The 24326-nt window shown below is 73.3% G+C and carries 19 protein-coding genes and 1 pseudogene; 12 read left to right on the forward strand and 8 right to left on the reverse strand.

What is annotated here, in order from left to right; translation table 11 throughout:
* Nucleotides 1-297 precede the first annotated feature (297 nt).
* The gene (locus ACIBG6_RS15060; RefSeq protein WP_399223018.1) at nt 298-1248 is read right to left on the reverse strand and encodes a Ku protein; all 951 of its coding nucleotides are present in this window, start codon (nt 1246-1248) and stop codon (nt 298-300) included.
* Between the two features lie 53 nt (nt 1249-1301).
* Here ACIBG6_RS15060 and ligD point away from each other — a divergent pair, with 53 nt between their 5' ends.
* From ligD to ACIBG6_RS15095, 7 genes are all read left to right on the forward strand, one after another.
* On the forward strand, nt 1302-2198 hold the full coding sequence (gene ligD / locus ACIBG6_RS15065) for a non-homologous end-joining DNA ligase (protein WP_399223020.1): 897 nt from the start codon (nt 1302-1304) through the stop codon (nt 2196-2198).
* A 113-nt stretch (nt 2199-2311) separates the two neighbouring features.
* Nucleotides 2312-3250: a DNA ligase gene (locus ACIBG6_RS15070; protein WP_399223021.1), complete on the forward strand. Its 939-nt coding sequence runs from the start codon at nt 2312-2314 to the stop codon at nt 3248-3250.
* Between the two features lie 165 nt (nt 3251-3415).
* Complete coding sequence (locus tag ACIBG6_RS15075) at nt 3416-5650, forward strand: HEAT repeat domain-containing protein (RefSeq protein ID WP_399223022.1); 2235 nt, start codon at nt 3416-3418, stop codon at nt 5648-5650.
* A 369-nt stretch (nt 5651-6019) separates the two neighbouring features.
* Entirely contained in the window at nt 6020-6826 is an 807-nt protein-coding gene (locus ACIBG6_RS15080) for a hypothetical protein (protein ID WP_399223023.1), read from the forward strand.
* A complete protein-coding gene (locus ACIBG6_RS15085) occupies nt 6823-8094 on the forward strand; it encodes an ATP-binding protein (RefSeq protein ID WP_399223025.1) in 1272 nt (423 codons plus the stop codon). The genes ACIBG6_RS15080 and ACIBG6_RS15085 overlap by 4 nt, the downstream gene beginning before the upstream one ends.
* Nucleotides 8095-8185: 91 nt before the next feature.
* On the forward strand, nt 8186-9586 hold the full coding sequence (locus ACIBG6_RS15090; RefSeq protein ID WP_399223026.1) for an FtsW/RodA/SpoVE family cell cycle protein: 1401 nt from the start codon (nt 8186-8188) through the stop codon (nt 9584-9586).
* 25 nt (nt 9587-9611) lie between these two features.
* On the forward strand, nt 9612-11087 hold the full coding sequence (locus tag ACIBG6_RS15095; protein WP_399223027.1) for a penicillin-binding transpeptidase domain-containing protein: 1476 nt from the start codon (nt 9612-9614) through the stop codon (nt 11085-11087).
* A gap of 165 nt (nt 11088-11252) precedes the next feature.
* Here ACIBG6_RS15095 and ACIBG6_RS15100 read toward each other — a convergent pair whose 3' ends face one another.
* Entirely contained in the window at nt 11253-12362 is a 1110-nt protein-coding gene (locus ACIBG6_RS15100) for a ferritin-like domain-containing protein (protein WP_399223028.1), read from the reverse strand.
* A 228-nt stretch (nt 12363-12590) separates the two neighbouring features.
* On the opposite strand from ACIBG6_RS15100, the gene ACIBG6_RS15105 reads away from it, so the two are divergent.
* The 5 genes and pseudogenes from ACIBG6_RS15105 to ACIBG6_RS15125 form a co-directional block, all read left to right on the forward strand.
* Nucleotides 12591-13526 (forward strand): diiron oxygenase, encoded by a 936-nt coding sequence (locus tag ACIBG6_RS15105; RefSeq protein ID WP_399223029.1) that lies wholly within the window; start codon nt 12591-12593, stop codon nt 13524-13526.
* Nucleotides 13527-13719: 193 nt separating this feature from the next.
* A complete protein-coding gene (locus ACIBG6_RS15110; RefSeq protein ID WP_399223030.1) occupies nt 13720-14442 on the forward strand; it encodes a TetR/AcrR family transcriptional regulator in 723 nt (240 codons plus the stop codon).
* A 27-nt stretch (nt 14443-14469) separates the two neighbouring features.
* Nucleotides 14470-14772, forward strand: coding sequence for a hypothetical protein (locus tag ACIBG6_RS15115; RefSeq protein WP_399223031.1), 303 nt, complete (start codon nt 14470-14472; stop codon nt 14770-14772).
* 74 nt (nt 14773-14846) lie between these two features.
* Nucleotides 14847-16262 (forward strand): NlpC/P60 family protein, encoded by a 1416-nt coding sequence (locus tag ACIBG6_RS15120; protein WP_399223032.1) that lies wholly within the window; start codon nt 14847-14849, stop codon nt 16260-16262.
* Nucleotides 16263-16357: 95 nt separating this feature from the next.
* A pseudogene (locus ACIBG6_RS15125) lies at nt 16358-17278 on the forward strand (MFS transporter); the annotation flags it as partial.
* Between the two features lie 314 nt (nt 17279-17592).
* On the opposite strand, the gene ACIBG6_RS15130 reads toward ACIBG6_RS15125, so the two are convergent.
* From ACIBG6_RS15130 to ACIBG6_RS15155, 6 genes are all read right to left on the reverse strand, one after another.
* Nucleotides 17593-18120: a DUF6584 family protein gene (locus tag ACIBG6_RS15130; protein WP_399223033.1), complete on the reverse strand. Its 528-nt coding sequence runs from the start codon at nt 18118-18120 to the stop codon at nt 17593-17595.
* Between the two features lie 62 nt (nt 18121-18182).
* Nucleotides 18183-19418 carry a styrene monooxygenase/indole monooxygenase family protein gene (locus ACIBG6_RS15135; RefSeq protein ID WP_399223035.1) on the reverse strand — a complete coding sequence of 412 codons (1236 nt, stop codon included), beginning with the start codon at nt 19416-19418 and terminating at the stop codon, nt 18183-18185.
* Nucleotides 19419-19452: 34 nt separating this feature from the next.
* Nucleotides 19453-20154, reverse strand: a complete 702-nt coding sequence (locus ACIBG6_RS15140; protein ID WP_399223036.1) for a GTP-binding protein — start codon at nt 20152-20154, stop codon at nt 19453-19455.
* Nucleotides 20135-20554 carry a DUF742 domain-containing protein gene (locus tag ACIBG6_RS15145; RefSeq protein WP_399223037.1) on the reverse strand — a complete coding sequence of 140 codons (420 nt, stop codon included), beginning with the start codon at nt 20552-20554 and terminating at the stop codon, nt 20135-20137. Before ACIBG6_RS15145 ends, ACIBG6_RS15140 begins: the two co-directional genes overlap by 20 nt.
* Nucleotides 20554-21045, reverse strand: a complete 492-nt coding sequence (locus tag ACIBG6_RS15150) for a roadblock/LC7 domain-containing protein (RefSeq protein ID WP_399223038.1) — start codon at nt 21043-21045, stop codon at nt 20554-20556. The genes ACIBG6_RS15145 and ACIBG6_RS15150 overlap by 1 nt, the downstream gene beginning before the upstream one ends.
* On the reverse strand, nt 21042-24047 hold the full coding sequence (locus tag ACIBG6_RS15155; protein ID WP_399223039.1) for a nitrate- and nitrite sensing domain-containing protein: 3006 nt from the start codon (nt 24045-24047) through the stop codon (nt 21042-21044). The genes ACIBG6_RS15150 and ACIBG6_RS15155 overlap by 4 nt, the downstream gene beginning before the upstream one ends.
* Nucleotides 24048-24326 lie beyond the last annotated feature (279 nt).

Consider the following 24326-nt stretch of genomic DNA (forward strand, 5'->3'; position numbering starts at 1 on the left):
GGCGATGAGGGCGGTCGAGACGACGGTACGGCGGTGCGAGGACTGCTGGCGGGTCACGCGGGCTCCTTCGCTGAAGCACGTGGGGGTTGTGGGGGGGTGGCGCGGCTGTGAGCGTGCCAGCGAAGGAGATTTCCTGACAGGTCTGCGACAAGAATTTGACCATCTGTTGTCCGAACGCCGGTCATGCCCGTCCGGATTGCGGGGAGTTGGCGACCTTCCCCGGACACACAGCTCAGAGGCCCCCGGCGCTGTGTCCGGGGGCCTCTGGGGGGTGCGATGCGGTGCGGTGCGGGTGGTTCAGGCGGGGCGTTTGCGGGAGGTCTTCTTCGCGGGCGCCTTCGTCTCCGCCGCTTTCCTCGCCGTCGTCTTCTTCGCCGGTGTCTTCTTCGCCGTCGTCTTCTTTGCCGGCGTCGTCTTCTTCGCCGCTCTCGTCCGCGGCTTGAGTTCCGTCACCTCCGCGTCCTCGCCGCGGGCCTCCTTCGCCGCTCGTACGCTGTTCTCCAGGGCCGCCATCAGGTCGATGACCTGGCCGCCGCCCTCCTCGCCCGGGGTCGGGGGCGCCACCGCCTCGCCGCCCTCCGCCTTGGCCGCGATCATCTCCTCCACCGCCGTGCGGTAGTCGTCGTGGAGGGTGTCGAGGTCGACCTCGCCGAGGGTGGCCATCAGGGCGTCCGCCAGGTCCAGTTCGGCGTCGCGCACCGTCACCGGGGTCTCCGGGGCCACGCCCTCCGGGGCCCTGATCTCGTCCGGCCAGAGCAGGCCGTGCATCGCGATCACGTCGTCCACGACCCGGAGCATGCCGAGCCGCTCCCGTCCCCTTAGCGCGAACTTCGCCACCGCCACCTTGTCGCTGCGCTTGAGAGCTTCGCGGAGCAGGGTGTAGGGCTTCGCGGCGGGGACGCCGTTCGCCGAGAGGTAGTACGCGGCCTCCATCTGGAGCGGGTCGATGTCCCCGGCCGCCACGAAGGCCACGATCTCGATCGTCTTCGCCGTCGGGAGCGGCAGCGCGGCCAGGTCCTCGTCGGTGATCGGGATCATGGTCCCGTCGGCCTCCTCGTACGCCTTGCCGATCTCCGCCGCGGCGACCTCCTGGCCGTCGAGCTCGCACACCTTCTTGTAGCGGACCCGGCCGCCGTCCTCGGTGTGGATCTGGCGGAACGAGACGGACCGGCTCTCGGTGGCGTTCACCAGCTTGATCGGGATGCTGACCAGCCCGAAGGAAATGGCGCCGTTCCAGATGGATCGCACGGTTTTCTTCACTTTCGCCGAGAGATGTCCGGTAGACGTGGGATTCTCATCGTATGACGCCCATCACAGAGGTGGAGGGGCGGCGCCTGGCGCTCAGCAACCTGGACAAGGTGCTCCACCCGCTCACCGGCACGACCAAGGGCGAGGTGCTGCACTACTACGCCACCGTCGGGGCCGCGATCCTGCCGCATCTGCGCGATCGGCCCGTCTCCTTCCTGCGCTATCCGGACGGTCCCGACGGGCAGCTCTTCTTCACCAAGAATCCGCCGCCCGGCACACCCTCCTGGGTGAGCACCACCCCCGTTCCCCGCTCCGACGACCCGCGGGCACGGCAGGTCGTGGTCCAGGACCTGGCCTCCCTGATGTGGGCCGCGAACCTCGTCGTCGAGTTCCACACGCCCCAGTGGCGGACCTCCTCACCCGCCATCGCCGACCGGCTCGTGTTCGACCTCGACCCCGGGCCTCCCGCGACGGTCGTCGACTGCTGCCGGGTCGCGCTCCACCTGCGCGAGCGGCTCGCCGCCGACGGTCTGGAGGCCTTCGCCAAGACCTCCGGGGCCAAGGGGCTCCACCTCCTCGTCCCCGTGGTGCCGACGCCCTCCGAGCAGGTCTCGGCGTACGCCAGACAGCTCGCCGTCGAGGCCGAGCGCGAGCTGCCTCAGCTCGTCCTGCACCGGATGGCGCGGGCCCTGCGCCCCGGCAAGGTCTTCGTCGACCACAGCCAGAACGCCGCCGCCAAGACCACCGCCACCCCCTACACCCTGCGGGCCCGGGCCCTGCCCGCCGTCTCGGCTCCCGTCACCTGGGAAGAGGTCGCGGACTGCGCCACGCCCGCGACGGACCCGGAAAAGCTCGTTCTTCTGATGGATGACATCGCGCCACGTCTGGAGCGGTACGGAGAGCTCATGGCGCCCCTTTTCGCGCCCGAGCGCGCCGGGGGCGTGCCGTGAGCGCGGGGCGCGCGAGCCGCGCGGAGGGCTGGGGCGGGGGTCACGGTGCCATGGGTGGGGGTGGTGGGGCCGTAGGCGAGGGCGACGGGGTCGCGGGTGGGGGTGGCGAGGCCGTGGGTGGGCGTGGCGGGGCGGTGGGTGGGGGCGGCGAGGCCGTGGGTGGCGGGACCTTGGCGCTGCCGCCGCCCGTCGACGTCATGCGGCCCCGGTCCGCCGACGAGATCCCCGCCCAGGCGCCGCCGCCCCGGGATCTCCAGTACTCCCTCAAGCTGGACGGGTTCCGCGCCCTCGCCTTCGTCCTCGGCGACGGGAAGGTCGTCCTCCAGTCCCGCTCGCGTCGCGACCTCGCGCCCGAGTTCCCCGAGATCGCCTCCCACCTGCGCGAACAGCTCCCGCCCGGGATCGTGCTCGACGGCGAACTGTGCGCCTACCGGGACGGGCGGCTCAGCTTCACCGACCTGCTCCGCTCGCACGGCGACCGGGTACGGGCCGGGGTGCCCGTCTCGTACATCGCCTTCGACCTCCTCGCCGTGCCGGGGCGGGACGTGCGGGGACTGCCCCTCCGCGACCGGTGGGAGCTGCTCGGGGCGGCCCTCCGCGAGGCGGAACCGCCCCTCCAGCGCGTCCTCGCCACCCTGGACGAGGAGACCGCCCGGGGCTGGTTCCGCGACCTGCGGGACGCCGGCGTCGAGGGGATCGTGGCGAAGTCGCTCGGCTCCGTCTACCGGGCCGGCGCCACCTGGGCCTGGCGCAAGATCCGGCACGCCGAGACGAGCGACGGCCTGCTGCTGGGCGTGATCGGCCCGCCCGAGCGGCCCCGTGACCTGCTCGTACGGCTCCCCGACGGCCGTACCGTGACGACCTCGCCCCGGCTGACCCCGGCGCAGTCCCGACAGGTCGGCACACTGGTCGCCGACCGCGTCGGCACCCTCGCCGAGGACCCCGAGCACGGGCCGGTGCGGTGGGTGGAGCCACCCCTGCCCGTCGAGCTGCGCCGGCTCGCGGGGCGGCACGAGAACGAGGCGTTCGTCCGCGTCCGGTCGGAGGGGTGAGAGGCGGATACCCAGAGCAACCACCCTGCTCCGCCCCGTACATGGCGCAAAGAGACCGCAACCAGGGCCTCGCGCGCGGCCGGTGGCGTCGGCACGGCGTTGTTGCCCTTCCTGTGGTGCACACTTGCTCACTGGTACAGCGCTCACGGGGAAGGCGGCCTGGCAATGCTGACGGGGATCGAGGAGGTCGACTGGGCCTCGCTGGGGCACGCCTACGGCCCCGCGGACGACGTGCCGGCGCTGCTCCGCGGACTCGCCTCCGCCGATTCCGCGGAGCGTGAGACCGCCCTCGACGGCATGTACGGCGCGGTGCACCACCAGGGCGACGTCTACGACTCGACCCTCGCCTGCATCCCCTTCCTCATCGAGCTCGTCGCCGACCCCGCCGTCCAAGACCGGGGCGGCATCGTCGAGTTGCTCACCAGCATCGGCGGGATCGAGCTCGACGACGACGAGGAACTGGACGCATTCGACCCGGACGACGAGGAGTTCATACCGGCGGCCAACTACGCGATGGCCGCCGCCGCCATCGCCGCCGGGGCCGACGTGTTCCTCGGGCTCGTCGGGGACCCCGACCCCGAGGTGCGGCTCGCCGCGCCCTGCGCGCTCGCCTCGCTGCACCCCGAGCCCGCGCGCGTCCTCACCCTGCTCCGCGAGCGCCTCACCGTCGAACGGGACACCGAGGTGCGGCTCGCGCTGGTGGCCGCGGTCGGGCGGATCGCCCTGCGGCACGCGTCGCTGCGCGCCGAGACCGTCGAGTGGCTCGACTGGCTCGCCCGCGCCGCGCAGGACCCCGGGCTCCGGCTGGCTTCCCTCGCCCAGCTGGCGCGCTGCGCGCCGGGCGAGATCCCGGACGACATCGTGCGGTGGGTGACGGAGCTCCTGGAGGAGATCAGGACGGCCGCGCTCAGGGCCAGGGGCGGGGGCGGGGGCTTTTCCAGTGCCGGTGCCGCGGGCGGTACCGACGGCGGTACCGGGGCCGAGAGCGTCTGGCCCGGTGAGGGCTCGTGGCCCGGTGAGAGCGGGTGGTCCGGTGAGAGCGGGTGGCCCGGTGAGAGCGGGTGGCCCGGTGTGCCCACGCTCGCCGGGCAGGTCCGGGAGCTCCTGGAGGAGCACGTCGCCGGTCGGCCCGCGCCCTGGACCGAGGAGCTGCTCCGGACCCTGCACGCCGCGCTCGACGACCGCGTCGACGACCGGATCGCGCTGATCCTCGCCCAGCTGCGCAGCCCCGACCGGTGGCAGCGGTCGGACGCGATCTGGCTGTGCGGCGGGTTGATACGCGTATGGCGCGGGCGGTACGAGGAGATCGTCCGGCTCGTCGGCGCCCAGCTCGACGATCCGGAGCCGCGGCTGCGGGAGGCCGCCACCTCGTTCCTGGAGCGGCTCTTCGAACTGGGCGGGCCCGCCGCGGACGCGCTCGCGATCCGGCTGACGGACGACCCGGACCTGCCCGGTGCCTCGCGGGACGGCTCCGGCGGGCTCGTCGGGCGGTCCGGGCGGGACGGGGCGCTCCTCGCGCTGGCCCGCGCCGGGGACGGCCGCGCGGTCCCGCTGCTGGCCCGCGCCCTGGAGGAGCCCGACGTGCGGCGCGAGCTGCTGTACGCCATGGACGGCCTCGGGCCGGCCGCGGCGGGCCTCGCCCCGCTGCTGCGGCGCCGGCTCGCCGAGGTCGAGCTGGACGAGGGGCTGTTCGACCGGGCGGCACCCCTGCTCTACGCCCTCGCGGCGGTACGGGGCGGACAGGCGCTCCCCGAGGTGCTGCGGGTGCTGCGCGGTGCGCCGGAGCACCGGCGCGACTGGGTGCGGGAGGCGGCCCTGCGGACCCTGGCGGCCTTCGGCCCCGCTGCCCGGGAGGCCGTACCGGACCTGCGCGGGCTGTTGGACGCCGAGTCGGCGGCGGTCTCCACGATGGCGGCGCGGGCGCTGTGGGCCGCCGAGGGGGACCGAGGGGACGTACTGCCGGCCCTGGAGCGGTGGCTGCGGCCCGGCTCCTCGGCCCCGGACTGGTGTTGCGCGGCCCTGGCCCTCGCGGCGATCGGCCCGGCGGCGGCCGGTTCGGCGGCCGCGCTCCGGCCCGGTCTCGCCTCGCGGGACCTGTGGGTACGGGTCCGCAGCGCGACGGCCCTGTGGCGGGTCTCCGGCCGCGCCGACCAGGCGCTTCCCGTGCTGCTCGCGGCCTGGGAGGAGAACCGGCACGCGCGCGTGGACATCGCGGAGTGTCTCGCGGAGATGGGCCCGGCGGCGTCGGACGCCCAGCTGACGATCCTCACCGAGCTCACCCGAAGACGCCGTCACAACGCCCGCGAGGGCGGCTCCGGCAGCCATGACATCCATCAGGACGAGAAGCTCCTGACCTTGTGCAGGGCTGCCCTGGCTCGGATGGAGCGGGGGGCGTTCTGAGTCCCGAGCCCGGAGCGTTCTGAGTCCCGTGGGGGGGGCGTTCTCAGTCCCGAGCTCGCAGCGTTCTCGGTCCCGCGCTCGGCGTGCGTCAGTCCCGGGCGGTCTTCGGGCGGACGTCGCGGGGCGCCTTCGGGCCGTCGTCGCGGACCACGAAGACCGCGACCAGAGCGAAGACGATCATGAGGACGGTGCCTGACACGGCCAGGAGCGACCAGCCGGTCGAAGAACCGTCTCGCCGTACAGAACGAAAGAGACCACCCCTCCCCACGACTCCCCCATCGGGAGGCAAAAGGAATATCTCTCCGCATATGGTCGACGGGAGACGGGACCCACTGAACGCCCGTGCCCGAGGAGCAGGAGGAACAGCGCGTGAGACCGCACGCCGCAGTCGCCCGGGGGGTGGCCGGAGTCCTGTGCGTGCTCGCCGCGGCGACCGGCTGCGGCGGCGGGGAGGGCGGGCTCAGGAGCGCCGGGCCCACGCCGACCGCCGTCGGACCCGTGCGGCTCTGGCCGGACCTGCCGCCCGCCACCGATCCGCCGATCGACTACGGCGAGTCGGACACCCAGCGCGTCCCCGGCGTGAAGGTGCCGGACAACGACGTCCGGCAGGTCACCCCCGCCGAGGTCGTCCGGGCAGAGGTGCGCGCGAACCCCGACACGTACTCCGGCGCCGACGGCCTGTACGAGGAGACCGCCCGGGCGATCGAGGCCTGCGCCGCGAAGCCCGACGGGTGTCCCGTCCTGCGGCCGTACTACCGCGACCTCACCGGCAACGGCCGGGACGAGCTCATCGTCGGGATCCGGATGCCCGACCAGCAGGTCGGGGTGCGCGTCTACCTCGCCGAGAACGGCGGGCTCACCCGGATCATGTCCACCGTCGACCAGGTCGTCAGCGTGGAGCTGGCCGGCCGGGACCTGATCATGCGGGTGAGTTCGGCCGGCATTCCCGGGTACGAGTACCGCACGGCCTGGTCCTGGGACGAGCAGCAGCACAGCATGCTGCCCACCCGGGACGAGATCGTCCGCGTGGCGCCCCCGGGCGCCCGGGCGTCGGCCGTGCCGCCCGCGCCCGAACTCGTCAGCCCCGCGCCCTCGCCCGTGGTGCCGGCGCCCGTCCCCACGCCCACGCCTGTACCCGCCCCACCCGTGCCCCTGTCCGAGGAGCCGGGCCCGTGAGAGCGCCCCGGCTGCCCGCCTGGACCGCGACGCTCACCTGGAAGGCCGCGGTCTTCATCGCCGTCATGTGCTGCGCCCTCGCCGCGCTCCTCGGCGTCCTCGTCCACGTCTCGGTGGCCGGCCAGACCGTGCACGACGCGCGGGAGAAGGCCCTCACGCGGCTCACCGAGGTCAGCCGTCTCTACGAGGCGGGCGAGCCCCTCCCCCGGTTCTCCGGCCTCGACCCGGAGGGGCTCCCGGCGCCGCTGCGGGCGCTCGCCGTCCGGGGCGAGCACGGCACGATGGTCGCGGACCACGAGGGCCGGCCGACGATGTGGGCGGCGGGTCCCGCGGACGGCCGTGCGCTCGCCGTCCGGTTCGACTACACGCAGAGCGCCGAGACGATCGACGCGCTCGACCGGTCGATCGTCGGCTCCTCCGTCCTCGCGATCGGGGCGACGCTGCTCGTCGGCGCCTTCGCCGTCACCCGGGTCACCCGCCGGCTGCACCTCACCGCCCAGGTGGCCCGCCGGATCAGCGCCGGGGACCTGGACGCGCGCGTCAACGACCCCCGTACCGAGGACCCTTCGCGCCCCCAGGACGAGGTGGCGACGGTCTCCGTGGCGCTCGACACGATGGCGTCCTCGCTCCAGCGGAAGCTGCAGAGCGAGCAGCGGTTCACCGCCGATGTGGCGCACGAGCTGCGGACCCCGCTGACCGGGCTCTCGGCCGCCGCCGAACTGCTGCCGGACGGCCGGCCCGCGGAGCTCGTCCAGGACCGGGTCAAGGCGATGCGCGACCTCACCGAGGACCTGCTGGAGATCTCGCGGCTCGACGCCCGCAACGAGGCCGTGGACCTCGCGGTGCACGAGCTCGGCCCGCTCGCCGCGCGGGTGGTCCGCGCCTCGGGCACGCCGACGGAGGTGCGGGTCGTCCGGGACGCCACGGTGGAGACGGACCGGCGGCGCCTGGAGCGGGTCCTCGGCAATCTGATCGCCAACGCGCACAAGCACGGCGCGCCTCCGGTGGTGGTGACGGTGGACGGGCCGACGGTGGCCGTGCGGGACCACGGGCCCGGCTATCCCGCGTACCTGCTGGAGTCGGGGCCGCAGCGGTTCCGTACCGAGAGCGGGGGCAAGGGGCACGGTCTCGGGCTGACGATCGCCGTGGGGCAGGCGGAGGTGATCGGCGCCGAGCTGGTGTTCGCGAACGACGAGAGCGGCGGAGCCGTCGCCCGGCTCCGGCTGCCGGAGTACGTCCGCCTCACCGACCCCGTACCGGAGGACTGAGCGGGGTACGGAGCGGGGGACTGAACAGCACCACACGGCACACCGTCACACAAAAGGGACATAGGGCATACCGCTTGCTACGTTGCGGACCATGACCACCACTCCGCGCACGGACGCTCCCCCGCCCGGGGTACGCCTCCCGAAGCGCCGCGGCGTGGAACTCTCCCTCCTCGTCTGCGCCGTCCTCATCTCCGTCTCCGGCTACGCGGCCGTCGGCCTGGCCCGCAGCGGCGCCGTGCCGCCTGACGCCGCCCGCTACGGCGCCGGGCTCGGGCTGCTCGCGCTCGTCGCCCATCTCGCGGTCCGCTTCCGCGCCCCGTACGCCGATCCGCTGCTGCTGCCGATCGCGGTCCTGCTCAACGGCCTCGGCCTGGTGCTGATCTACCGCCTCGATCTGGAGACGCCGAAGGACCAGGCGGCGGCGACGCAGCTCGTCTGGTCGACGCTCGGGGTCGCGCTCTTCATCGTGGTCGTGCTGCTCCTGCGCGACCACCGCACGCTCCAGGGGTACGCGTACGTCTCCGTGGCCGCCGCGCTCGCCCTGATGATCCTGCCGATCTTCTTCCCCGCCGTGAACGGCGCCAAGATCTGGATCAGGATCGACGGCCTCTCCTTCCAGCCCGGCGAGTTCGCGAAGATCCTGCTCGCCGTCTTCTTCGCCGCGTACCTCTCCGCCAACCGCAACGCCCTCGCGTACACCGGCCGCCGGATCTGGAAGTTCCAGTTCCCCACCGGCCGGGTGCTCGGGCCGATCGTGGCGATCTGGCTGCTGAGCGTCGGCGTCCTCGTCCTGGAGCGGGACCTCGGCACCTCGCTGCTCTTCTTCGGCCTCTTCGTGATCATGCTGTACGTGGCGACCGGCCGGACCGGCTGGATCGCGGTCGGGCTCGTCCTCGCCTCCGCCGGGGCCTTCCTCGTCGGCTCGCTCGAACCGCACGTGCACAGCAGGGTGGAGGACTGGCTCGACCCCTTCGCCTCGATCCGGGCGGGCGAGGGGCCGGGGCAGCTCGCCCAGTCGCTGTTCGCCTTCGCCGCCGGCGGGATGCTCGGCACGGGGCTCGGTCTCGGCCATTCCGTCCTCATCGGCTTCGCCGTGAAGTCGGACTTCATCCTGGCGACGGCGGGCGAGGAGCTCGGGCTCGTCGGCCTCACCGCGCTCTTCCTCCTGTACGCGCTCCTCGTCGCCCGCGGCTACCGCGCCGGACTCGCGCTGCGCGACCCCTTCGGGCGGCTGCTCGCGATCGGACTCGCCTCGATCGTGGCGCTCCAGGTCTTCGTGATCGCGGGCGGGGTGATGGGGCTGATCCCGCTCACCGGCATGGCGATGCCGTTCCTGGCCCAGGGAGGCTCGTCGGTGGTCACCAATTGGGTGATCGTGGCGCTCCTCATCCGGGTCAGCGACTCGGCCCGCTCGCCGCAGCCCGACTCCGCCGACACCGGGACGCTCGCCCCGGTCAGGGAGGACGCACCCTTCCGGGAGGACGCCCCGTGATCCGGTACGTGCAGAAGGGGACCCTGTGATCCGGTACATCCGACGGGCCGCCGCCCTCTGCCTCGTCCTCCTCGTCGCCCTGCTCGTCAACGCGGCCCGCGTGATGGTCTTCGAGGCCGAGGAGCTCGACGACGACCCGGCGAACCGCCGGATCGCCATCGACCGGTACGCGGAGCCGCGCGGCGAGATCGTCGTCGACGGGAAGCCGGTCACCGGCTCCCGGGACAGCGGACAGCAGCTGCGCTGGGAACGGACCTATCGGCAGGGGCCGCTGTACGCACCGGTGACCGGCTTCGCCTCCCAGACGTACGGCACGACGCTCGTCGAGCACGCGGAGGACGCGGTCCTCGCCGGGACGGACCCGATGCTCGCGCCGCTGCCGCTCTGGAACGACCTCACCCGGGGCCGGCAGCCCGGCGGCGACGTCCTGACGACGATCCGCGCCCCGATGCAGGAGGCGGCCTACCGGGGGCTCGACGGGAAGCGGGGCGCGGTCGTCGCCGTCGAGCCGTCCAGCGGCCGGATCCTGGCGCTCGTCAGCTCGCCCTCGTACGACCCGGGGGTCCTCTCGGGGACCGGCAAGGAGGTCAAGGACTCCTGGAAGCGGCTGGTCTCCTCGCCGAACCAGCCGATGCTGAACCGGGCGCTGCGCCAGACGTACCCGCCGGGCTCCACCTTCAAGATCGTGACGGCCGCGGCGGCCCTCGACGCGGGCGTCGTGCGGGACGTGGACGCGCCGACCGACACCCCGGACCCGTTCATTCTTCCGGGCACCCGGCAGGTGCTGCCGAACGAGGCGAAGGGGTGCGCGGACGCGTCCCTCGCGTACGCGATCCAGTGGTCGTGCAACACGGTGATGGCCGGGCTCGGGGTGGAGGTCGGGCTCACCGGGATGGTCGACGCGGTCGAGGGCTTCGGCTTCAACGACACCGGCCTCCAGGTGCCGTCCTGGGTCGCGAAGTCCGACTTCGACCGGGAGATGAGCCCGGACCAGCTGGCGCTCTCGTCGATCGGGCAGTTCGACACGACGGCGACCCCGCTCCAGATGGCGATGGTCGCGGCGGCCGTGGCCAACAACGGCGAGATCGCCCACCCGTACCTCGTCGACCGCACCACGACCTCCGGCGGGACGACGGTGGACCGTACGGGCCGGCGCAGCTACCGGCAGGCGATGAACCCGTCGACGGCGATCCAGCTCCAGCGGCTGATGGTGAAGGCGGTCGAGGAGGGCACGGGCACGAACGCGGCGATCCCCGGGGCCCTGGTCGGCGGCAAGACGGGCACCGCGCAGCACGGGTTCGGCAACACGGGCACCCCGTACGCCTGGTTCATCGCCTGGGCGCAGGCCGAGGGCACGGCCCAGCCTGCGGTCGCGGTGGCGGTCGTCGTCGAGGACGCCGAGGCGTCCCGTACGGACATCAGCGGGGGCGGCAGCGCGGCCCCGATCGCGCGGGCGGTGATGGAGGAGGCGCTGCGCCTTGAGGCGAAGGCGCGGGGGTAGGGCGCCCGGTGGCCGCCCGGCCCCGCGCCCGGCCCCACGCCCGGCCGCGGCCTCCGCCCGGCCGGCCGGCCCGACTCCACCCGGCCGCCCGCCGCCCGCGCCGCCCCGCCCCGCCCCGCCCCGCCCCGCCCGCGAGGAAAGCCGTCCCAAGGCCCGCCCGATGCCCTACTCGGCGGCCGCGCCGTCCGCGATCGCGTCCGCCACCTCCGTCACCCGTGCCCGCTCCTCCGCCGCGAAGCGCTCCGTGTCGAGCCGCTCCGCGATCTCCTCGTCCTGGGTCATCAGCAGATCGAGGTTGGAGTCGCCGAGGTCGAAGACGCCCATGTCGAGGTAGGCCTTCTGGAGGCGTTCGCCCCAGAGGCCGATGTCCTTCACGCAGGGGACGATCCGGCTGAAGAGGAGCTTGCGGAAGAGCTGGAGGAACTCGCTGCGCTCGCTCAGCTCCTCGGCCTCCTTCCGGGGGACGCCGAAGTTCTCCAGGACCTCGACCCCGCGCAGCCGGTCGCGCATCAGGTAGCAGCCCTCGATGACGAACTCCTCGCGCTCGCGGAGTTCCGCGTCCGACAGCTGCCGGTAGTAGTCGCGCAGGGCCATCCGGCCGAAGGCCACGTGCCGGGCCTCGTCCTGCATCACGTACGCGAGGATCTGCTTGGGCAGCGGCTTGTCGGTGGTGTCGCGGATCATGCCGAAGGCGGCGAGGGCGAGCCCTTCGATGAGGACCTGCATGCCGAGGTAGGGCATGTCCCAGCGGGAGTCGCGCAGGGTGTCGTCGAGGAGGCTCTTGAGGTTGTCGTTGATCGGGTAGAGCATCCCGATCTTCTCGTGGAGGAAGCGGCCGTAGATCTCGGCGTGCCGGGCCTCGTCCATGGTCTGGGTGGCCGAGTAGAACTTGGCGTCCAGGTCGGGGACGGCCTCGACGATCCGGGCGGCGCAGATCATGGCGCCCTGCTCGCCGTGGAGGAACTGGCTGAACTGCCAGGAGGCGTAGTGCCGGCGCAGGTCGCCCTTGTCCTTCTCGGTCATCTTCGCCCAGTGGCGGGTGCCGTAGAGGTTCAGGACCTCGTCGGGGGTGCCGAGCGGGTCGTACGGGTCGACGTCGAGGTCCCAGGCGATGCGGGTGGAACTGTCCCACTGCTTGTCCTTGCCCTTCTGGTACAGGGCGAGGAGGCGCTCGCGGCCATCCTCGTACTCCCAGGAGAAGCGGGCGGCGCCGGTGGCCGGCACCTGCCAGGCGAGGGTGGGCTGGGCCGTGGTGTAGAGGTCGCGCGTCGACACTGACGCCTCCTTCGGGGGTCGGATGGCCGTTCCCGTGGTGCGATTCCTTCGTGCGGTTCCTTCGTACGGTTCCTTCGACTCCCTCGTGCGAGTCCACCGGTCAGTTCACACGGCGGTAGACGGATCGTCAACAAGTCGCGCGCAAGGGATTGACGGCGTTACTGACGAGCAGTCTCATAAGAATGACCCCCGGTAACGCGATGGCGAGCACAGCGAGGTGCGTCCACCATGACCCCCTTCACCGAGCCCGACTTCAGCCTCCTCCGGGACGCCCTGGGGCCGCTGCGCGACCGTGAGCAGGTCGCCGAGCGGCTTCTGGAGTCCTCCCGCAAGCACGCGTACGACCCGGAGACCGAGCTCGACTGGGACGCCCCCTTCGAGGACGGCAAGTGGTTCTGGCCGCCCGAGCTGGTCTCGCTCTACGACACCCCGCTGTGGCGCCGCATGTCGGAGGAGCAGCGGATCGCGCTCTCCCGCCACGAGGCCGCGTCGCTCGCCTCGCTCGGCGTCTGGTTCGAGATCATCCTGATGCAGCTGCTCGTCCGGCACATCTACGACAAGTCCCTGACCAGCCATCACGTCCGCTACGCGCTCACCGAGATCGCCGACGAATGCCGGCACTCGATGATGTTCGCCCGGCTGATCCAGCGGGGCGGCACCCCCGCGTACCCGGTCCCGCGGATCTACCACAACCTCGGACGCCTCCTGAAGACCGTCTCCACCACCCCCGGTTCCTTCGCCTCCACACTGCTCGGCGAGGAGATCCTCGACTGGATGCAGCGGCTGACGTTCCCGGACGAGCGGGTGCAGACGCTCGTCCGCGGGGTGACCCGGATCCATGTGGTCGAGGAGGCCCGCCATGTCCGGTACGCCCGCGAGGAGCTGCGCCGCCAGATGGCGACCGCCCCGCGCTGGGAGCGGGAGTTCACCCGGCTGAGCTGCGGCGAGGCGGCCCGCGTCTTCTCGACGTGCTTCATCAGCCCCCAGGTGTACGAGGCCGTGGGCCTGGACCGGCGCGAGGCCGTCGCCCAGGTGCGGGCGAGCGGGCACCGGCGGGAGGTCATGCAGTCCGGCGCCAAGCGCCTGACGGACTTCCTCGACGACGTCGGTGTGCTGCGCGGGGCGGGGCGCCGGCTGTGGAAGTCCTCGGGGCTGCTGGCCTGACGGCAACGGGCCGGGGACGTCCGCCCGCCCGGACACCTGGCTGGGCCGGTCCGGGACCGGACGCCTGACTGGGCCGGTTCAGGGAAACGCGCCTGTCCGACGCCGTGCTGGACCGGACGCCTGACGCGCGCCTGACCGAGCCGGTTCCGGACCGGACGCCTGGCCGGGGCGTTCCGCGGTTACGCTGCGGGACATGACGAGCGCCGCCACACCCGCGTACCGCAGGCTCAGCGTCGAGGAGCGGCGCGGCCAGCTCCTCGACGCCGCCCTGGGGCTCTTCGCCCACCGGACGCCCGAGGACGTCTCGCTCGACGACGTCGCGGAGGCGGCCGGCGTCTCGCGGCCCCTCGTCTACCGCTACTTCCCCGGCGGCAAGCAGCAGTTGTACGAAGCCGCCCTGCGATCCTCGGCCGACGCCCTGAACCGCTGCTTCAGCGAGCCTCCGGTCGGGGCGCCGACCGAGCGGCTCGGCCGGGTGCTCGACCGGTACCTGACCTTCGTCGACGAGCACGACGCCGGGTTCAGCGCCCTGCTGCGGGGCGGCAGCGTCGCCGAGACCTCCCGGACCCACGCGATCGTGGACGAGGTGCGGCGGGCCGCCGCCGAGCAGATCCTCGTCCACCTCGGGGTGGCACGGCCCGGCCCCCGGCTCTCCATGCTGGTGCGGACGTGGATCGCGGCCGTGGAGGCTGCCTCGCTCATCTGGCTCGACGAGGAGAAGCAGCCCCCGGCGCGCGAACTGCGGGAGTGGCTGGTCGACCATCTCGTCGCCCTCCTCGCGGCGACCACGGCGAGCGACGAGGAGACGGCGGCGGTCGTCGGGCGGCTCCTCGCGCAGGAGACGCCGGAGGGGCCGGTGGCGACGCTCGCCCGCAAGGTGATCCCGGTGGTCGGCGAGGCGGCCCACCTGCTGTGAGCCGGGAAGGCGGGAGAGACTGGAGGGGTGAGAAGCGAGAACACGCCCTTCCGCGGCGGCCCCCTCGACGGCCGGGTCCTGCCGATCCTGCTCGGTCCGACCGGGCACCCGCCGAAGTGGTACGAGGTGCCGGTCCCGGCCCATGACGGACGCCCGCCGATGCTGCACGCGTACCGGCGCGAACCGGCGGGGCACACGAAACGGCTCGGCATCCAGCGCGGCTGGGTCTACGCGTACGTCCCCGAGGGCCGCGAGCGGCGCGAGCTGAAGTGGCCGTGGTCCAAGCCGAGCGGCGGGGCGAGGCCGACGGACGCTGAGCCGAACGGGTGAGCACGCCGAGAGCCTCCCGATTCGTACACTGATCAGATGAAGTGACGCGTCATCATCCCTCTGGAGGTGATGACGTGTCGCGAAGGCTGCTGCGCACGGTGTGCACGGGGGCGCTGGCCGCGGCGACGGCCCTCACGGGGGTGGTCCCGGCGGCCGGCGCGGGGCCGACGGACCCGCCCGTGGACCCCTCGGCGGAGGCCCCGATCGCCTGGGCGGACCCGGCGGCGGAACCGGTCGGTCCGGTGGATCCGGAGGCGGGGGTGGATCCGGAGGCCGAGGTGGATCCGGCGGGTCCGACCGAACAGGCGGCCCCGGACCCGGCTGACGCCCCTGACACCCCTGACGCCGCTGGCGCCCCTGACGCCCCCGCTCCTCCCGACTCCCCGGACTCCCCCGGCTCCCCCGACTCCCCGGACTCCCCACTCGCTCCCGTCGTCGACGACGACGCCGCCGCCCTCCCTCCACCCGGTGGCGACTCCGTCGCCGGGCTCCTCGGCCGGCTGCGGACGCTCTACCAGCAGGCCGAGGAGGCCACCGAGCGGTTCAACGCCGTCGAGGAGGCGCTGAAGCTCCAGGCCGCCGACACCAAGAAGGTCACCGCCCGGCTCACCGCCGCCCGGACCGACCTGGCCCTGGGCCGGGCCGCGGTCGGGCGGCTCGCCAGGGAGCAGTACCAGGGCAGGACGGAGGCCTCCGCCTACCTCCGGGTGCTCTTCGCGCAGGACCCCCAGTCGGCCATGGACCAGGGGCGGCTGCTGGCCCGCGCGGCCCGCGACCGGGCCGGCACCGTCTCGCGGCTCGAAGGCGCCGAGCGCCGCGCCGACACGCTCGCGAGCGCGTCCCGCAAGGCCCTCGACCGGCAGCAGTCCCTCGCCGCCGCACAGCGCACCCGGCGCGACGACGTGACGGCGAAGCTGCGCGAGGTCGAGAAGCTGCTCGCGTCCCTCTCGCCCGAGCAGCTCACCCGGCTCACCGAGCTGGAGCGCGTCCAGACCGCGGGCGCCCAGCGCGAACTCCTCGACTCCGGCGCCCTGGACGGCCTCCGCACCCCGTCCCGTGCGGGTGCCTCGGCGCTGCGCTTCGCCGTGGGACAGATCGGCAAGCCGTACGTGTGGGGGGCCGAGGGCCCGGAGTCGTACGACTGCTCGGGGCTGACGCAGCGGGCGTGGGCGGCGGCGGGGCGGGAGATCCCGCGGACGAGCCAGGAGCAGTGGGCGACACTGCCCCGGGTGTCGCTGTCCGAGCTCCGCCCGGGCGACCTGGTCGTCTACTTCCCGGGCGCCACCCATGTGGCGCTCTACCTCGGCGAGGGCCTGGTGGTGCACGCCCCGCGGCCCGGCGGGAAGGTGAAGGTCTCCCCCGTCGCGGCGAACCCGCTGCTCGGGGCGGTCCGTCCCGATCCGGGCGGGGAGGCCCTGAAGACGTACGCGCCGCCGACGCTTCCGGCAGGGGCCACGGACGGCGGGGACGAGGGGTACGACCGGTCGTGAACTCCCCGTCGCCGACTACCCCTTGCCCACTTCGGTAATAAGCGCCAAGCTACACGGGTCCTTACAGTCGCCCGCCCCGGACTCGGAGCCCCGTCATGCCCAAGCTGCTGCCGGACACCGGACCACAGCGCACCCTCGCCGCCTCGAACTTCGTCTACACCGTCGGCAGCGGCCTCTTCCTGACCGCCGGGGTCCTCTACTTCACCCAGGCCGTGCACCTCCCGGCCGCCACCGTCGGGCTCGGGCTCGGCATCGCCGGGCTTCTCTCGCTGGCCGTGGGCATCGCCGTCGGTCATCTCGCGGACCGACACGGAGCGCGCACGGTCTACGCGGCGACGCTGGTGGTCCAGGCGGGTGCCACGGCGGGCTTCGTCCTCGCGGACGGCTTCTGGCCGTTCGTCGTCGCCGTCTCGACGGCCACCGGGGCCAAGGCCGCCGGGCTCGCCGCCCGCGCACCGCTGATCCGGCACTACGGCGGCGACCGGCCGCAGGAGTTCCGCTCCTATCTGCGGGCCGTGACCAACGTCGGCATCTCCCTCGGGGCGCTGCTCGCGGGCTGGGCCGTCCAGGTCGGCACCCTCGACGCGTACCGGATCCTGGTCGTCGGCAACGCCCTCGCGTTCGCGGCCGCCGCGGCCGTCCTGCTCCTCCTGCCGCCCGTCGCGCCCACGCCCGCCACCGAAGGGCCCCGCTGGATCGCCCTGCGGGACCGGCCGTACCTGGTGCTCACCGCGCTCGACGGCGTCATGGCCATCCAGTTCAAGGTGCTCACGGTGGCCATCCCGCTCTGGCTGGTCGGATCCACCACCGCCCCGCACTGGCTGGTCTCGGGGGCGATGCTCGCCAACACCGTCCTGGTCGTCGGACTCCAGGTCCGGGCGAGCCGCGGCATCGACTCGCCCCGGGCCGGCGGCCGCGCCTACCGTCGCGCCGGAGCGGCCTTCCTCGCCTCCTGCGGTCTGGTCTCGCTCTCCGCGGGCGTCCCGGCGTGGGCCGCCGTCACCCTGCTCCTGACCGGCGTGGTGGTCCACACGATCGGCGAACTCTGGCACTCGGCGGGCGGCTTCGAGGTGTCCTTCGCCCTCGCCCCACACCACGCGACCGGCCAGTACCTGGGCGTCTTCGGCCTCGGAGCGGGCCTCTCCGAAGCCCTCGGCCCCGGGCTCCTGATCGCGCTCTGCATCACCTGGGGGCGCCCCGGCTGGTTCGTCGTCGGCGCGCTCTTCGCGATCGCCGGGCTCCTGACCCCGCTCGCGGTCCGCCGGGCGGAGGCGAACCGGGTCCCCGAGCCTGCGCCCACGCCCGTGACCACCATCCGCCCGCCCGACCGTCATTCGAACAGGGCGATGACCCCGCGGATCCAGATCCCGACCGTCACGGAGAGGCCGAGGAAAGCACCGATCGCCACGACGACCGCGGTGAACCGGCTGCCCCCGTCCGGAGCCTCGTACTCCTCGTCCGCGTCCTCGCCGTAGGAGGCCGGGTCGTCCCAGTCGACCGGTCGTCCCAGCTCCTCGGCGCGGGCGGTCCGCACGGCGACGAGCCGCTCCTCGGCTACCGCCGCGCCCGCCAGCGCCTCGGGGCCGCGCCACGCGAGGGCCTTCATGCGCCACCCGGGAGATCCGTACCGCTCCTCGAAGGCGGCGGTCTCGTCCGCGTCCCGGTCCTCTTCGAGGTACATCCAGCGCCCCGCCTCCGCCGCGTCGCCGTAGAGGCGGTACACCTCGGCCAGGCGGCGGCGGAGGGTCAGGTCGTGCGGAAAGGACGAGACGAGGCCGCGCAGGCGCTGGCGCGCCATCGGCACACGGCCGGCGGTCAGGTCCGCGTCCACACGGATCAGGGTGTTCGACAGGGGCATGCCCCATTGTCGAACACCCTGGTCACGCATATCGACCGGATTTCGCCGGCCGGATTTCGCCGTCAGGCGCCGGTGACCTGCGCCAGGTACGCGGACGTCTTCTCCGGGTCGAAGAAGAAGTTCTCGAAGTCGGCCGGGTCGTTGAAGCCGTTCGCGAAGCGGTCGGCGACCGGCTGGAGCTCGCCCGCCGCGCCGATCAGGTTGAGGACGTGCTCCGGCGGGACGCCCAGCATCGCGTTCGTCCACTTGGTGACGTGCTGCGCGGTGTCCCAGTACCGGTCGAAGGCGGCCTGCATCCAGGCCTCGTCGAAGGGCTTGTCGCCGTGCTCGACGATGGCCGCGAGATACGCGTCGGCGCACTTGGACGCCGAGTTGGAACCCTGGCCCGTGATCGGGTCGTTGGCGACGACGACGTCGGCGACACCGAGGACCAGGCCGCCGCCGGGCAGCCGGCCGATGGGGTTGCGGACGGTCGGCGCGTACCGGCCGGCGAGAGTGCCGCCCGCGTCGGTCAGCTCGACCTTGGTGGCCCGCGCGTACTCCCAGGGCGTGAACTTCTCCATCAGCTCCAGCGTCAGCGCCAGGTGCTCCGAGGGGTCCTTGATGCCCTGGAAGACGTCGAGCGGGCCGCCGGGGACGCCCTCCCAGAAGAGGATGTCGGCGCGGCCGCCGGTCGTCAGGGTCGGCATGACGAAGAGCTCGCCGACGCCCGGGACCAGGTTGCAGCGGACCGCGTCGAAGTCCGGGTGCTCCGGGCGCGGGCCGAGGCCGTGGACGTACGCGACGGCCAGCGCCCGCTGCGGCTCCGCGTACGGCGAACGGGACGCGTCCCGGCCGAACATGGACACCAGCTCGCCCTTGCCCGCGGCGACGAGCACCAGGTCGTAGTTGCGGGAGAAGTAGTCCAGGTCGCCGACGGCCGCGCCGTGTATGACGAGCTGGCCGCCGCGCTGGGCGAAGGTCTCCATCCAGCCGGCCATCTTCACGCGCTGGTCGACGGACTGCGCGTAGCCGTCGAGCCTGCCGACCCAGTCGATCGCGCGGCCGGCGTCGGGGGCGGCGACGGAGACGCCGAGGCCCTCGATCCGGGGCGCCTGCGACTCCCAGAAGTTGAGGCCGAGGTCCCGCTCGTGCTGGAGCGCCGTGTCGAACATGCACTGCGTGGACATGACGCGCCCGGCGCGGATCTCGTCCGCCGTCCGGTTCGACATGAGGGTGACCTCGTACCCCTGCGTCTGAAGTCCGAGGGCGAGCTGCAGACCGGACTGGCCGGCGCCGACTATGAGTATCTTCCGCATGGGTGGTGCTCCTGGCGCGTGAGAGAACTGTTCGCTATTCGGGGGTTGCTTCGAGCGCGTGCGCGACCATGGAGAGCAGGGTCTCGACGACGCTGTAGCGCTTGCGCGCGTCCATGATCACGACCGGCACGTCCGGGGAGACCGTCAGGGCCTCCCTGACGTCCTCCGGCTCGAAGCGCTCGGTGCCCTCGAAGTGGTTGACGGCCACGATGTACGGGAGGCCGCAGCTCTCGAAGTAGTCCAGGGCCGGGAAGCAGTCGGTCAGCCGGCGCGTGTCGGCGAGCACGATCGCCCCGATCGCCCCGCGCACCAGGTCGTCCCACATGAACCAGAAGCGCTGCTGTCCCGGCGTACCGAAGACGTACAGCACGAGGTCGTTGTCGAGGGTGATCCGGCCGAAGTCCATCGCCACCGTGGTGGTGAGCTTGTCCGGCGTGGACGTGAGGTCGTCCGTGTCCTCGCTCGCCCGCGTCATCAGCGCCTCGGTCTGGAGCGGGGTGATCTCCGAGACCGCGCGGACGAAGGTGGTCTTGCCGACGCCGAAGCCGCCCGCGACCACGATCTTCGTCGCGATGGGGGCCCGGGTGTGGTCGAGCTGCCAGTCCTGGGCGCCGTCCTCGGCGCCCGGTTCCGGTTCGCGCGGACCGGTCTGGGGCTGTGCGGGGATTCCGGCGGCCGCCGGAGCTTCCACCGGTGATTCGGAGACGGCGGTGGCGTCAGAGACGACGGAGTCCACTCAGCACCCTTTCGAGGAGCGCGCGGTCGGGCTGGCCGGTGCCGTGACCGGTCCCGTACACACGGATCTTTCCCTGGTCGGCCAGGTCGCTGAGCAGCACCCGGACGACTCCCAACGGCATCTTCAGCAGCGCCGAGATCTCCGCGACCGTCCGCATGCGGCGGCAGATCTCGACGATGGCCCGCATCTCCGGCATCAGACCGCGGGCGCCGGGCCCGCCGTCCGTCAGGACCTTGCGCGCGGGGGCCGCTTCGAGCGCGGCCACGAAGGTCTCGACGAGCAGGACGTGGCCGAACCGGGTGCGGCCTCCGGTCAGCGAGTACGGGCGTACGCGCGAGGGGCGCCGCCCGTCGCCGCGTACCGGCAGTTTGTGGTCGTGAAAGGCCGCGGACGCAGACATCACTGGGTGCTCTCCATCGATTTGCGCAGCTCACTGCGGACTTCGGGGGTGAGTACGTGTCCGGCGCGGCCCACGAAGAGCGCCATGTGGTACGCCACGACGCTCATGTCGCAGTCGGGGGTGGCGTGCACGCCGAGCAGCGAACCGTCGCTGATCGACATCACGAAGACGCTGCCCTCCTCCATCGCCACCATGGTCTGCTTGACCCCGCCGCCGTCCATCAGCCGGGCCGCGCCGATGGTGAGGCTGCCGATGCCCGAGACGATGGTGGCCAGGTCCGCGCTGGAGCCGCGCGGCCCGTCGGGACGGACGGCGTCGGCGGCGGCCGTGGCCGCCTGCTGGGTGGCCGGGTCGGACGAGAGCAGCATCAGCCCGTCGGAGGAGACGACGGTGACCGAGCGGACTCCCGGTACCTCCTCCACGAGATTGCCCAGCAGCCATTGCAGGTTGCGGGCCTCCGTGCTCAGTCCGAACGTTCCCGTCGCAGTCAACTGCGTGCCTCCTCGACTGTGTCCCCCGTCATCTCCTCTGTACGTGCAGGCCTTGCGGCGTCTATCCGCGGCGTCTCCGTCTCCATCTCCGCCTCCACGTCCCGGCGTCCGGCCTTGGCTCCCTGATGGAAGCCGCCGAGCCGGCGGCGCAGGGCCTCGGCGTCCACGCCTCCCTTACGGGGAGTGGCGGGGTCTTCGGCCTTGCGGACCACCTGCGGGGTGCGCTTGGGGAGTCCCTTGTCGGTGACCCGCTCCCACTGGGCTGTACGGGGGCCGGGAACCGTCTGGTCGGAGAGCGGTTCGGGGGCCGGTTCCGGGGCCGAGGGAGCGGGCGGGACGGGCGGGACGGGCTGAGCTGCCGGGGCCGGGGGCTCGACGTGGTCGGCGGCGAGCGGGTCCCCGTCGGCGGCGCGCTCGTGGGCGTCCGGCTCGGGCTGCGGGTCGGGCAGGCGGACCTGGAGCGTGGTCTCGGAGACGGACTCCACGAATCCGGCGGGCTCGTACGGGTCGACGGGCGCGGGCTCGGGCTCGTACGCGGGCTCGGGCGCGGGCTCGGGCTCGTACGCCTGCGTGGGCGCCTCCGGCTCCGGCTCCGGCTCCTTGGCCTCGGCCTCGGCCTCCGCCGCGAGGAACGCACGCTCCGCGGCCTCCACCAGCGGGTCGCGGTTCCGGGACGGCAGCGTGTTGGAGTTGGCCTCCGCCGCCGAGCCGGGCAGGTGGATCGTGGGCGCCGCGCCCGCGACGCGTACCGGCTCCGACACCACGGTCGGCGGGGTCGTGGGCAGCAGGGGCAGCGGCAGGACCACGACGGCCGCGATGCCGCCCGGCTTCTGCTCGCGCAGCTGGACGCGGACCCCGTGGCGGGCGGCGAGCAGGGCGGTCACCCGCATGCCGAGGCCCTCGCCCTCGAAGGCGTCCGGATCGGCCTCGGCGAGGCGCGCGTTGAGCTCGGTGAGCCGGGAGTCGGTCATGCCGATGCCCGCGTCCTGGACGGAGAGCATGACCTCGCCGGTCTCCAGGAGCCAGCCGGAGAGCTGGACCTCGGCGTCGGGCGGCGAGAACGACGTGGCGTTCTCCAGGAGTTCCGCGATCAGGTGGCTCAGGTCGTCGGCGGCGAAGCCCGCGATCTGGGCGTGCGGCGGCAGGGACTGGATGGTGACCCGCTCGTACCGCTCGATCTCGCTGACGGCGGCGCGCAGCACGTCGACGAGCGGGACGGGCCCGGCGTGGCCGTGGACGTGCTCGTGGCCGGCGAGGACCAGGAGGTTCTCGCTGTGGCGGCGCATGACGGTCGCCAGGTGGTCGAGCTTGAAGAGCGTCGCGAGACGGTCCGGGTCCTGCTCGCGCTCCTCCAGCTTCTCGATGACGCCGAGCTGGCGCTCGACGAGCCCGAGGCTGCGCAGCGAGAGGTTGACGAAGGTGTGGTGGACCGTGTCCCGGAGGCGTTCCAGGTCGGCGGTGAGGAGGGCGACCCGGCCCTGGAGGTCGGCGCGCTGGGCGGCGAGCTCCGCGCCGAGGGCCTCCTTGGCCGCGGCGGTCTCGGCGTGCTCGCCGGCGAGGCGCTCGCTGTGGGCGGCGAGGCCGGCGAGCTTGCCGTGCAGGGTGTTGAGGGAGCGGACGGCCTGGGCGAACTCGTCGTTGCGGCCGGTGAAGCGGACCGGCTCCTCGCGGTGCGGCTCGGCCGCCCCGGCGAGCCGGGCGGCGCCGATGCGGAGCACGGCGAGCGGCCTGGTCAGGGTGCGGGCGACGTACGTGGAGATGCCGATCGCGACGAGGAGACAGCCGCCGAGGTAGGCGATGCGCAGTTCGAGCGCGGTGACGTCGTCGTCCCGGAGCGCGGCGAAGTGCTCGACCCGCTCGGCGGCGAGCCGGGACTCGACGCCGCGCATCTGCTCGATACGGGCGGACAGCGCGGCCTCCAGGGCGGCCTGGTCGGTCTCGCGCTCGGACTCGGTCAGCCGGGGCTGGTCGGTGAGGGTGGCGAGGGAGCGTTCGGCGCTCTTGACGTCGGGGCCCGCGACGGTCGCGGCGATCGCGTCGCGGGCGGCGGCGCCGGCGGCCTGGTCGAAGTCGCCGAGGGCGGCCAGTTCGCGGACGCGGGCCTGCTGGGCGGCGGCGGTGAGGGCGTCGCGGGCGTGCTCGGCCTCTTCGGTGCCCTCGGGGACGTCGGGGACGTAGGTGCCGGTTTCGGGGTCGTAGTGGACGTCGCCGGTGGGCTCGGGCTGCGGCACGGCGAGGGCGGCGAGGAGCAGACCGCGGGCGGCGGAGGCCTGCTCGACGGCGCGGCCGAGGGCGGCCGGGGCGCGGGTGGCCTCGGTGAGCGCGGAACCGGCGGCGTCGAGGGCGCGGGGCGGGGTCTCCTCGGCGAGTTCGTCCGAGAGGGCCTGGAGCTTGGTGATGACGTCCGAGTAGGCCTTGTGCGCCTCCAGGGCCGTGCCCTTGCCGGTGAGGGCGGCGCGGCGGATGGAGGGGACCCCGGCGAGGTCGCGGCGGAGCTCGGTGGCGGCGGCGGGCCGGATCTCGTCGATCTGGCGGTCGACGCGGGTGGAGCGGGTGTCGGTGATCTGGCGCTTGTTCTTGGCGTCGCCGGTCTGCGCGTCGCGGCCCGCGGCGATGTACGCGACGACCTCGTCGCGCTCGTCCGCGAGGGAGTGCGCGAGGGTGACGGCCTGCCGGTCGAGCTCGGCGAGGGTGACCAGGCGCTGGGAGTCGGTCAGGTCGGCGGAGGCCGTGAGGATCGCGGGGGCGCCGGCGGCGAGGACGGTCACGCCCACGAGGGCGACACCGGCGACCAGGCGGTTACGGACGCGCTTGGAGCGTCCGGCCGGGGGCTGAGGCTGGGCCTGAGGCTGCGGCTGCGCGGGGTGCGGCGCGGCGGGCTCCGAGGGGTGGCCGGCGGTGGGCGCCGTGGCGGTGTCGACCGGGGTCGGCGGTACACCGGGGGTCTGGCTCCGCGCGCCGTTCTTGCTCCGAGGCCGCTTCTTCTCCACCGGTGCTCGCATTCTTGACTCGTCCGCCCACAAAGCAGAGGTGACGGCCGGTCACGTGGAGCGCCCCCACCCCTGGTACGGCTTCCGACCATTCCAGCGGTTCTGGGAAGGGGGCGCGCATCGGCCGCTCCGCCACCCGAACGAGTGAACAACACTCATGAGTTGGCGAACAACTCCCCGGGGTGGGGTTCCAGGCCCTCCACTGACCGCCGGTTGGATCTTCCGCGCGGGCTTTGGCAGGATGCCCGCCCGCAGCTCGGCGGAGGTCCCGATTCCGCCTCCCGCACCGCC

Source organism: Streptomyces sp. NPDC050842, from assembly GCF_044456565.1.
Classification (GTDB): Bacteria; Actinomycetota; Actinomycetes; order Streptomycetales; family Streptomycetaceae; genus Streptomyces.